The following is a 10,004-nucleotide window of genomic DNA, read 5'->3' as shown; positions in this document are numbered from 1 at the left end:
ACAACGGAACCCGGCGGCGCCGAACCGGCCGGTGGATGCCCGCGGGCCGGCGGGGGCCGCTCGCGCAGTTCCCCGCGCCCCTGGGTGAGCTGCCCCACCCGGCGCCGAAGAACCCCACGTCCCTGGGGCGGCTGCTCCTTCAGCCCCGGCCGCCCTATCCTCCCGCCGCAGCGGCGACCCGCCACGACGACGGAACCCGGCGGCGCCGAAACCGCGTGCCTGGGGGTCAGGCTGCTGTTGGTCTTCGGAGGAGGGATTTGATGGGGCGCCAGAGTTCGAGGGGGGTGACACCGTTGTCAGGGGTCGTTCGCCATATGAGGCCGTCGGGGTGGTGGAGGACGGCGGTGATCTCGTCGGGGGTGGGTGGGGCGGCGTTGCCCCGCAGGTAGACCGCTCGCATGCCGAGGTTGCGGAGCCTGGTCAGGGCTCGGGCGCGGTTCTGGGCGTGGACCAGTACACGGACGGCGGACGCGCCGTCCGCCGTGGTCGGGCTGGGCAGGTTCAGCGCCACGATCACCCTGCCGTTCGGCAGCTTGCAGAACCCTCCTGCAGCCATGCGGTCACACCCCCGTGTGCGTCGGTGTCAATAAGAAAGCCACAGGACGCACCTAAGCACGAGCGGCGGCGACCCGCCAAGGGGTCGCCGCCGATACGTGTCTGACCTGCGATGATGCGGATTACTTCACTGCGGGGCCGACCTGGAGGGAGATCGTCGAGCCGTCCCGGGCCTCCGTCACGATGTTGATCTTCGTGTTGGTGTCAGTGATCTTGACACCGGCGGCCGGGTTCGAGGCGTCGTAGTAGTCGCTCTTGTGGTCGTTGAAGACCGACACCCCGGAGGACTGCCTGATCTTCGTCGCGACGTCCGCCTTGTGCAGCGTGATGCCGTCGGTCGAGTAGAGACTGAATGGCGAGTCGTAGGCCTGGATGCGGTTGCGCATCAGCGTGCCGTCCGACCACTTCAGCGGCGCCGGGTGGGAGTCGACCGGGAGGATCAGACCGGTGCCCGGGTGACCGCCGTCGCCCTCGTGCGTGTTGTTGTCCGCCTGGGACGTGTCCCACTTCCAGATCAACAGGCCGTTCTGGTACGGGTAGTGCTCCACCCAGTCCGGACGGGTCGTCGAGAAGCCGAAGTTGTACGGGCCGACATCGAGGGTCTTGTCGTACGACACGTACTGGCGGTTCTCCGCGATGTAGTACTGCGCGTAGTCCTTGGTGAAGGACGCGCCGATCCGGGAGAAGCCGGACGCGGTCCACGCGGGGTCCGCCGCCTCGGCGTTGTCGGAGAAGAGGGCCGCACCGTCCGCGGTCACCGTGATCTCGTCGGCCGCGAAGCCGTTCAACGCCACACCGCCGTCGGTCTGGTAGCGGAAGCGCAGCTGGATCTTCTGGCCCGCGTAGGCGTCCAGCGGGTAGGACAGCTTGGCGTACGAGGAGATCGAGCCGGTGAGCGCCGGCTTGTCGCTGCCGTCGCGCGGGATGGCCGTGCCGTTGACCGTGCCGTCCAGGGCGGTCCAGTTGGCGCCGCCGTCGGTGGACACCTCGGTGTAGAGGTAGTCGTAGTTGGCCTCGATCTGGTACCAGCCGTCGAGCGAGAGCGTTGCGGACGACTTGCCGGTGAGGTCGACGTCGCGGGTCAGCGTGTTCTTCAGGTCGTTGCCGCTGCCGCTCCACCACTGGGACGAGCCCTGGGCGGGGGTGACGACCGTCGTCGTGACCGCCTTGTCGGGCAGCGAGACCACCAGAGCCTGCTTGTCCTTCGTGTTGTACTCGGCGACGCCGAGCTTGTGGCGGGACTTCGTGCCGGCCTTGGCCACGTCGTAGTTGAGCCAGCCGAGCTGGAGCTTGTCCCAGGCGTTCATGTCACCGGGCAGGTCGCCGATGGCCTCCTTGCCGGTGCCCAGCCAGGAGCCGGAGGACATCAGGGTCCAGAAACCGGTGGAGTTCTCGCCGCCGTCGGTGTCGTACTCGTCCGGCAGGCCGAGGTCGTGGCCGTACTCGTGGGCGTAGACGCCGAGTCCGCCGTTCTCCGGCTGCATGGTGTAGTCGCCGACCCAGATGCCGGTGTCGCCGACCTGGGTGCCGCCCAGCTTGTTGTCGGCCGGGCCGGTGGCGCCGGCGTCGGTGCCGAAGGCGTACCAGCGGTGCGCCCAGATCGCGTCGGTGCCCTGCGCGCCGCCGCCCGCGGACTCGTCCTCGCCGGCGTGCACGATCTGGAAGTGGTCGACGTAGCCGTCGGGCTCGTTGAAGTTGCCGTCGCCGTCGTAGTCGTAGCGGTCCCACTGGTCGTACTGGGCGAGGTCGGCCTTGATCGCGGCGTCGGACTCGCCGGCCGCCTTCTGGTCGGCGACCCAGGCGTTCAGGCCGTCGCGGACCAGGTTCCAGACGCTGGAGCAGGTGGTGGAGCCGCAGGCGTTGTTGCCGTAACGGGCCTCGTTGTAGGGGACCTTGACCCAGTCGGTGACTTCGCCGTCGACCGAGTAGCGGCCCGAGGACTGCTTCTCGTAGTACTTCTTCAGCGACTCGGTGTTCTTGCCGGTGCCGAAGTAGAGGTCCTGGAAGTGGGCCTGGTTGTAGTCCGCCTGCCAGGCCGTGGAGTTGTCCTTGGTGCGGTCCGGCTCGGCTATCTGGTTGTGCAGCGGGCCGGCCGTGCCGTTGTACCGCGGGTCCGTCTGGTCGCCGAACTCGACCAGGATCGTGAAGATCTTGTCGGTCTTCTCGCGGCCGAGTTCGACGTACTTGCTGTCGCCCTTCTTGCCCTTGAGCTGGACGACCTTCGAACCGTCGCGGTCCTTGACCTGGGCCTTGCCGGATATGACCTGGTCGAGGGCCTCCTGGCGCTGGGCCTCCTGGGTCTTGCTCAGGGGGCCGTCGAGGTCGTGCTCCTCCTGCTTCGTCGACGGGTCGTGCCGGTCGACGGTGCTGGTGGTCGCCGTCGGGGCCGTCGCCGCGACCGCGAAGGTGGCGAAGCCTACGGAGGCGGTTGCGAGCGTCACGCCGACGGCGAGTGCTCTGAACGTCCAGGGTCTGCTGGTCACTTGAGTTCCTCCCCCGCGCCGCGCGCACGGCAAGGAGGACCGGGTGATGGTTGGGGGTCCGTGCGCGCACGTTCAACGCGTCGATTCAAGTGACGATATTTGACTACTGGTTTACGAGAAAAGACAGACCTTGACTCCGAGCATTCAACTGCACTATGCGGAGAGGAAGTTCGCTTTACGGACGCCGGAGTGCGGGGTACCCCCGAAGGGCCGCTCCCAACCGGCGCGCATATGCCGCCGGTTGCCGTATGCCATGCGACCGTGCGCCCCCTGTGCACCGGTACCGTGGGTTAGGTCACGCTTACCGGACGTTCCTCTCGGGCATGCACGCGAATAGAGTCGAACGGTGGAACGCCCGGAAGCCGGTGGAAACCAAGGCCGGTTCCCCCGTCTCACCCCCAAATCTTCCGAGGACACGATTGCCATGCCTCGTCCGACCCCGGCACAGCTCGTCTACGGTTCGGCCACCGTGATCTGCTCGACGCTCGCCATGCTGCTGCTGTCACAGACGAGTTCGGGCATCGGGATCGCGGTCATCGCGCTCGCCGCGCTCGGTCTGGGACTGCTGGTGGCCATGACGGTCCCGCTCCCCCGGCCGCGCACGGTCGCACAGTCCCCGTCCGCCCCGATCGCACCGCCCCAGGTGCGGGTCCCCCTGCACCGGGAGACCGTGGCCGCCGCCACGGCCGAGCCCGTCCGGGAGCCCACCGCACCCTGACGCACGCACAGCAGTGAAGTCGGCGGGTCCGTGAGACTGACGGACCCGCCGACTGCTTGTGCGCCCCCCCTGTACCGGCCCCGCTATGAGCTCGTACTGACCACGACCGTCTTCGCCGCCTTGTCGTGCAGCCCCTGCTTGTACGGCTTGTCGAAGAAGCTCCAGCCGCCGCAGATCACCGTCCAGATGCAGGCACAGCAGAAGGCGAACGGCACCCACAGCACCAGGGCCCGCAGCAGCGACGTCTGGGTGGAGGGGGTGGCGCCGTCGGACAGGTTGGCGACCCGCATGCGGAGCCACTTCATGCCGAGGGTCTGGCCCGACTTGGCGATCAGCAGGGTGTCGTAGGCGACGAAGAGGACGGCGGCGACGAGCGACTGGGCGAAGGACCGGCCGGCCGAGATCTTGTCGCCGTCCATCTGGTACTCGCTCACCCCGAACGCCAGGGTGAGCAGCACGACCACGATGCCGACCAGGATCATGTCGATGATCCGCGCGAGGGTGCGCCTGCCGCTGTCGGCGAGGGGCGGCATCCCGGCGAGCGGGTCGGCGGGGTAGCCACCGGAACCACCGCCGCCCCCGTAGGGGCCACCGCCTCCGTAAGAGCCACCGCCTCCGTAAGGGCCACCGCCTCCGTAAGGGCCACCGCCTCCGTAGGGGCCGCCACCCTCAGAGGGGCCGCCTCCGTAGGGACCGCCGCCGTAGGAGGGCGGCGGGGGCTGCTTCCTGAACGGATCGTTCTCCGGCGGCTCTCCTGAGCCCGGGGGCGGGGGCGGTTCGGTGCTCATGGCCCGAGTGCACCGCGAAGCGGCCGGGCCCGCACCCGGCGAGCGGCCGTACGGGGGACGACGGCCCCCCGTACGGGATCCGTACCGGATCCGTCAGTCGGCGACGAAGGTGTGCGCCGCCTTGTCGTGCCAGCACTGGTGCCAGGGGCGGTCGAACAGGCACCAGGCGACGCCGACGATCCCGATGCCGAGCAGTCCTGGCACGGTGTACACCAGCCAGCGGCGCAGGGCGGCGCCGAAGGTGGGGGGTTCGTGGCCCTCGATGTCCCGTACTTCCAGGCCGAACAGCTTCTTGCCGAGCGTGCGGCCCCACCGGGCGGTGGGCAGCACCTCGTAGAGGACGCCGACGACGAGCAGGACCGCGAGCACGATGCCGAGGTAGAGGCCGGTCGTGCCGTCCAGCAGCCAGACGGTCTCGGTGCGGCCGGACAGCTTGGCCACGTCGATCTTGTCCTGCACGTGGTCGGCGGCCTTGGTCCCGAACGGTACGGCGGCGGCCGCGGTCACCGCGCCGACGACCAGACTGTCGACGAGCCGGGCCGCGAACCGCTTGCCGAGACCGGCCGGCCGGGCCGCCGCCTGCCGCCGGGCGGCCGCCTGGAAGGGGTCCTCCACCGGCGGCTTCCACGGGGCGACCTGCTGGTCACCGGCGAGCTGGTGCACCTGCTGGGCCCAGGAGGACTGGCCGCCGCCGGCACCGGAGGCCATGGGAGCGGCGGGGGCCGCCGGAGGCTGGGGGGCGCCGGACTGCTGCGGAGGGACGGCGGGGGCGACGGCCTGGGGCGCGGCGGGCCGGGACTGGGGGGCCGCGGCGGCCGCCGGGGGCTGGGCGGAGGGGGGCTGGGCCGCGGCTGCGCGGGCCGCGGCCGCCTTTCCGGCGCCGAAGCCGGGGCGTGCGGAACCGGCGGCACCGGCGGCACCGGGCGCGCCGACCGGACCCTGGGTACCGAACCCGGCCGCACCGGCCCCGGGGTTGGGCGGCGTGCCCTCGCCCCGGACCGGCCGGAAGGTCAGCGTGCCGTCGTCCATGGGCGGCCGGGCCGCCGGCGGGGTGCCCGCCGGGCCGACCGTCGGCCTGCGGAAGATGAACGTGCCACCGGAGTCGAGGTCCCCCTGGTCCCCTTGCTCCGCCTGGTCCGCCGGCGGGATCGACGCCGTGCCGTCGGTGCGGGACGACCGGCCGTCCGGCTGGGCCGGGGAGCCCGCCGCCCGGGGGTCGTTGCCCCAGGCGCTCCCCTCCGCCGTCCAGCCGGCGGCGCCGCCCGGCTGCGGGTCCTCGTCGAAGAAGTGCGGGCCGGTCTCCTCGACCGCCGCCGGGCCCGCGGGACCCGCGGGGTGCGAACCCTGCGGCGGGACGAGCGGTTCGCCGTCGGACGGGGCCGGGCGGCTGGTGCCCGGCACCCACGCGGCGCCGTTCCAGTAACGGACGTAGCCGGGGATGGACGGGTCCGGGTAGTAGCCCTCGCGGGGCCGTTCGTCACCGGGTGCCGGGGTTGGGGCGGTCATGTCCGTCATCCCGTATCTGCTCGGGGGTCATGTGGGAGGCTCCACATCTATCAGACCCGGGTGCCCGCCACCGCCAGTCCCGCAGGACCCGCCCCTTTCCGGGCAGCCCTGTGCACCCCCTTCACCGCGCCGGAAAAAATTTTCCCGGAACCCGCGTAATGCTCGCGGCCCCAGCCCCTCTCCACTCGTACGGGCCCACCCGAAGGTGCCCGCACGACTGACCGAGAGAGGAACCCGACGCCATGCAGCACACCGTGGTGGAGCGCGAACTGGAGCTGCGGCTCATCCTGTCCCCGGAGCGGAGCATCCCGGTCCCGGCCCGGCTGACCTACCGTTCCGACGACCCGTACGCCGTCCACGTCAGCTTCCACATCAACTCCGAGCAGCCCGTCAACTGGACCTTCGCCCGCGACCTGCTCGTGGAGGGGGTGTTCCGGCCGTGCGGGCAGGGGGACGTGCGGGTGTGGCCGACGAAGGTGGAGGGCCGCACCGTCGTACTGATGGCGCTGAGTTCACCCGACGGTGACGCGCTGCTCGAAGCACCGGTCCCCCAGGTGTCCGCCTGGCTGGAGCGGACGCTGCGGGTGGTGCCCCCGGGGAGTGAGGGCGGGCAGCTGGGCATCGACGAGGCGCTCGACCAGCTGCTCGCCCAGTGAGGGCCCCGCCGGACGGGAGCCGTGTGGGAGCCGCAGGGGGCCGTATGGAGCCGTATGAAGCCGTGTGGGATCAGAACAGCTTGCCGGGGTTGAGGATGCCCAGCGGGTCGAAGACCTGCTTCACGGCCCGCTGCATCTCCACGCCCACCGGCCCGATCTCCCGGGCCAGCCACTCCTTCTTCAGGACGCCGACGCCGTGTTCGCCGGTGATGGTGCCGCCGAGCTCCAGGCCGAGGCCCATGATCTCGTCGAAGGACTCGCGGGCGCGCCGGCACTCGTCGTCGTCCTGCGCGTCGAAGCAGACCGTGGGGTGGGTGTTGCCGTCGCCGGCGTGCGCGACGACCCCGATGGTCAGCCGGTGCTTCGCCGCGATGCGCTCGACGCCCTCGATCATGTCGCCGAGCCGGGAGCGGGGCACGCACACGTCGTCGATCATCGTCGTGCCCTTGACGGCCTCCAGGGCGACGAGCGAGGAACGGCGGGCCTGGAGGAGGAGTTCGGACTCGGCGGCGTCGTCGGCCGGGACCACCTGGGTGGCGCCGGCGGCCTCGCAGAGCTTGCCGACGGCGGCGAGGTCGGCGGCCGGGTCCGGGGTGTCGAAGGCGGCGAGCAGCAGCGCCTCGGTGGACTCCGGCAGGCCCATGCGGGTGAGTTCGTTGACCGCCTTGACGGTCGTACGGTCCATCAGTTCGAGCAGGGACGGCACGTGGCCGCCCTCCATGATCCGGCACACCGCCTCGCAGGCGGCGGCCGCGGAGCCGAACTCGGCGGCCAGCACCAGCTGCTGCGGCGGCTTGGGCTTCAGCGCCAGCACGGCCCGTACGACGACGCCGAGCGAGCCCTCGGAGCCGACGAAGAGGCGGGTGAGGTCGTACCCCGCGACGCCCTTCGCCGTACGGCGGCCGGTGGACATCAGCCGCCCGTCCGCGAGGACGACGTCCAGGCCGAGCACGTACTCGGCCGTGACCCCGTACTTCACGCAGCACAGGCCGCCCGAGGCCGTGCCGATGTTGCCGCCGATCGTGCACATCTCCCAGCTGGAGGGGTCCGGCGGGTAGTAGAGGCCGTGCTCCTCGACCGCGCGGGAGAAGACGGCGTTGACGACGCCGGGCTCGACGACCGCGATGCGGTCCACCGGCGAGATCTCCAGGACGCGGTCCATCTTGGTCAGGGACAGCACGATGCAGCCGTCGGTGGCGTTGGCGCCGCCGGACAGGCCGGTGCGGGCGCCCTGCGGGACGACCGGGACGCGCAGGTCGGTGGCGACGCGCATGACGTGCTGGACCTGCTCGACCGTGCGGGGCAGCACGACGACGGCCGGGGTGCCGGCCGGGCAGAAGCTCGCCATGTCGTTGGCGTAGGAGGCGGTCACGTCGGGGTCGACGAGGACCGCGTCGGCCGGCAGACCCGCGAGGAGCCGGTCGGTGAGGTTGCTGGTGGCCTCGTCCCGAGGCGCTTCGATACGGCTCATGATCACAGCGTCGCACCCGGGGCCATCGGTGTGAACCCCACAGGTGCCCTCCTTGGGCCGCCCGGACGCGGTGGTCGTACTGACGCACAGTGTCCGTCATGTGCGCGCTGGATAACCGACCGTCCCCACCCGCCACCTCGCTGCTCCCGGAACCGGCGCCACCGCGCCGCCGCGGCCGGGTGCTGCGCCGGCTGCTGGTCGTCGCACTGGCGGGCGGCGTGGCGGCCGGCGGCACGCTGATGCTGTGGCCGCGCGAGCCGCACCGCGCAGCGCCGGCCCCGGCGGCCGGGCCGCGGGCCCAGGCGGCCGCGCGGGCGGCGGCCGCCGCGGCGGCGCAGACCGCCGTCCTGAACGGCCTGCCCGCCGCGCTGCCGGACCTCACGACGCTGATCGGCGCCCGCGAGGCGCGGGTACGGGCACAGCCGAAGGACGCGGCGGCCTGGGCGGTGCTCGGGACCGCGTACGTCGAACGGGCGCGCCGGACCGCCGACACCGGCGACTATCCGCGTGCCGAGCGCGCGCTGCAGACCTCCCTCAAGGTGGCCGCCGAGAACAACACCGCGGCGCTGAGCGGACTGACGGAGCTGGCCGTCGCACGCCGGGACTTCCCGGGGGCCAGGCGGTACGGCGAGGAGGCGCTGAAGGCGGCCCCGAAGCGGTGGTCGGCGTACCCGGTGCTGATCGACGCCTACAACGGGCTCGGCGACTACAAGGCGGCCCGGTCCGCACTGGACAGGCTGATGGCGCTGAAGGTCGGGGCCGACGTGCGGCCGGCGGTGATGGCGCGGGCCTCCGCGGTCTACCGGGACCGGGGCTGGCGTGAGGACGCGGCGGCCCAGGTGACCGACGCGGCGGCGGCCGCCCGGACACCCGCCGAGCAGGCCGCGTACCTGTGCCAGGCCGGGCAGCTGGCCTGGGAGCGGGGCGACCGGGAGGACGCCCTGCGGCACTTCACGGCGGCCGTGCGCCTGGACCCCGACCAGTCGGCGGCGCGCGCCGGGCAGGGGCGGGCGCTGGCCGCTCTGGGCCGTACGCAGGAGGCGCTGACCGCCTACCAGGGGGCGCTCGCGCACCGGCCGGCTCCGCAGGTCGCCCTGGAGTTCGGCGAGTTGTACGAGTCGCTGGGGATGGGGCAGCAGGCGGAGGCGCAGTACGAGCTGATGCGGACCCAGGTGCGGCGGGAACTGGAGGCCGGGGTCGACGACGACCTGGTGATCGGGCAGTACGAGGCGGACCACGGGGACGTCCAGGAGGCGGTGGAGCGGCTGACGGCGGAGTGGGAGCGCCAGCCCGGCATCGAGGCCGCGGACGCGCTCGGCTGGGCCCTGCACCGGGCCGGCGACGACAAGGAGGCGCTGCGCTACGCCTCGATCGCGACCGACTCGACGAAGGGCGGCGGGGTGCGCAGCGCGCTGTACGCCTTCCACCGCGGCATGACCGAACGCGACCTGGACCTGGAGGCCCCGGCCCGCCGCCACCTCCAGGACGCCCTCCGCACCAACCCGTACTTCTCCCCCCTCCAGGCCCCGGCCGCCCACGCCGCCCTCACGGCACTCGGCAACCAGCCGCCGAACGAGGAGCTGCCGCAGTAGGCCGGGGCAGAGCGGGCGAGGCACTCCCGCACCGGCCGAACTCACGGCAGTCGGGCACCGCCGGAACCCGCCGTCGGGCCTGGGCGCCGTCGCGGCGGCAAGGGGTGAACCGGCGCGTCTGCGGACCGACGCGTCCCTTTCCGTCGCGAGGGCGCCCGGCCACCGTGGTGGGACCGGCGGTACCCGGCTGCCGTCCCCACGGCCGGATGCCCGCCGGGCCCCTGCCCGCCGCGAG

Annotated in this window: 8 protein-coding genes; 3 read left to right on the top strand and 5 right to left on the bottom strand. The window is 72.2% G+C overall.

Going from position 1 to position 10,004, the window contains the following annotated elements:
• Positions 1 to 226 precede the first annotated feature (226 nt).
• Positions 227 to 556 (bottom strand): hypothetical protein, encoded by a 330-nt coding sequence (locus tag ACIQVL_RS43025; RefSeq protein WP_403434676.1) that lies wholly within the window; start codon positions 554 to 556, stop codon positions 227 to 229.
• A 121-nt stretch (positions 557 to 677) separates the two neighbouring features.
• Complete coding sequence (locus tag ACIQVL_RS43020) at positions 678 to 3,038, bottom strand: immune inhibitor A domain-containing protein (protein ID WP_403478196.1); 2,361 nt, start codon at positions 3,036 to 3,038, stop codon at positions 678 to 680.
• Between the two features lie 424 nt (positions 3,039 to 3,462).
• Here ACIQVL_RS43020 and ACIQVL_RS43015 point away from each other — a divergent pair, with 424 nt between their 5' ends.
• Entirely contained in the window at positions 3,463 to 3,756 is a 294-nt protein-coding gene (locus ACIQVL_RS43015; protein WP_403434678.1) for a hypothetical protein, read from the top strand.
• An 83-nt stretch (positions 3,757 to 3,839) separates the two neighbouring features.
• On the opposite strand, the gene ACIQVL_RS43010 is transcribed toward ACIQVL_RS43015, so the two are convergent.
• The gene (locus ACIQVL_RS43010; protein ID WP_403478195.1) at positions 3,840 to 4,544 is read right to left on the bottom strand and encodes an RDD family protein; all 705 of its coding nucleotides are present in this window, start codon (positions 4,542 to 4,544) and stop codon (positions 3,840 to 3,842) included.
• A 93-nt stretch (positions 4,545 to 4,637) separates the two neighbouring features.
• A complete protein-coding gene (locus tag ACIQVL_RS43005) occupies positions 4,638 to 6,050 on the bottom strand; it encodes an RDD family protein (RefSeq protein ID WP_403478194.1) in 1,413 nt (470 codons plus the stop codon).
• 242 nt (positions 6,051 to 6,292) lie between these two features.
• Here ACIQVL_RS43005 and ACIQVL_RS43000 point away from each other — a divergent pair, with 242 nt between their 5' ends.
• Positions 6,293 to 6,706, top strand: coding sequence for an SsgA family sporulation/cell division regulator (locus ACIQVL_RS43000; protein ID WP_403434683.1), 414 nt, complete (start codon positions 6,293 to 6,295; stop codon positions 6,704 to 6,706).
• 70 nt (positions 6,707 to 6,776) lie between these two features.
• On the opposite strand, the gene ACIQVL_RS42995 is transcribed toward ACIQVL_RS43000, so the two are convergent.
• The gene (locus ACIQVL_RS42995) at positions 6,777 to 8,183 is read right to left on the bottom strand and encodes an FAD-binding oxidoreductase (protein WP_403434685.1); all 1,407 of its coding nucleotides are present in this window, start codon (positions 8,181 to 8,183) and stop codon (positions 6,777 to 6,779) included.
• Positions 8,184 to 8,275: 92 nt separating this feature from the next.
• Here ACIQVL_RS42995 and ACIQVL_RS42990 point away from each other — a divergent pair, with 92 nt between their 5' ends.
• On the top strand, positions 8,276 to 9,769 hold the full coding sequence (locus ACIQVL_RS42990) for a tetratricopeptide repeat protein (protein WP_403478193.1): 1,494 nt from the start codon (positions 8,276 to 8,278) through the stop codon (positions 9,767 to 9,769).
• Positions 9,770 to 10,004 lie beyond the last annotated feature (235 nt).

This window comes from Streptomyces sp. NPDC090499 (genome assembly GCF_044769305.1).
Lineage (GTDB): Bacteria > Actinomycetota > Actinomycetes > Streptomycetales > Streptomycetaceae > Streptomyces.
Note: the sequence above shows the minus strand (reverse complement) of the source record. Positions and strands in the feature narration are given on the sequence as shown.

Coding starts and splice junctions, on each gene's coding strand:
- ACIQVL_RS42990 (WP_403478193.1), top strand. CDS start 8,276: ATGTGCGCGCTGGATAACCGACCGTCCCCACCCGCCACCTCGCTGCTC.
- ACIQVL_RS43025 (WP_403434676.1), bottom strand. CDS start 556: ATGGCTGCAGGAGGGTTCTGCAAGCTGCCGAACGGCAGGGTGATCGTG.
- ACIQVL_RS43010 (WP_403478195.1), bottom strand. CDS start 4,544: ATGAGCACCGAACCGCCCCCGCCCCCGGGCTCAGGAGAGCCGCCGGAG.
- ACIQVL_RS43005 (WP_403478194.1), bottom strand. CDS start 6,050: ATGACCGCCCCAACCCCGGCACCCGGTGACGAACGGCCCCGCGAGGGC.
- ACIQVL_RS43000 (WP_403434683.1), top strand. CDS start 6,293: ATGCAGCACACCGTGGTGGAGCGCGAACTGGAGCTGCGGCTCATCCTG.
- ACIQVL_RS43015 (WP_403434678.1), top strand. CDS start 3,463: ATGCCTCGTCCGACCCCGGCACAGCTCGTCTACGGTTCGGCCACCGTG.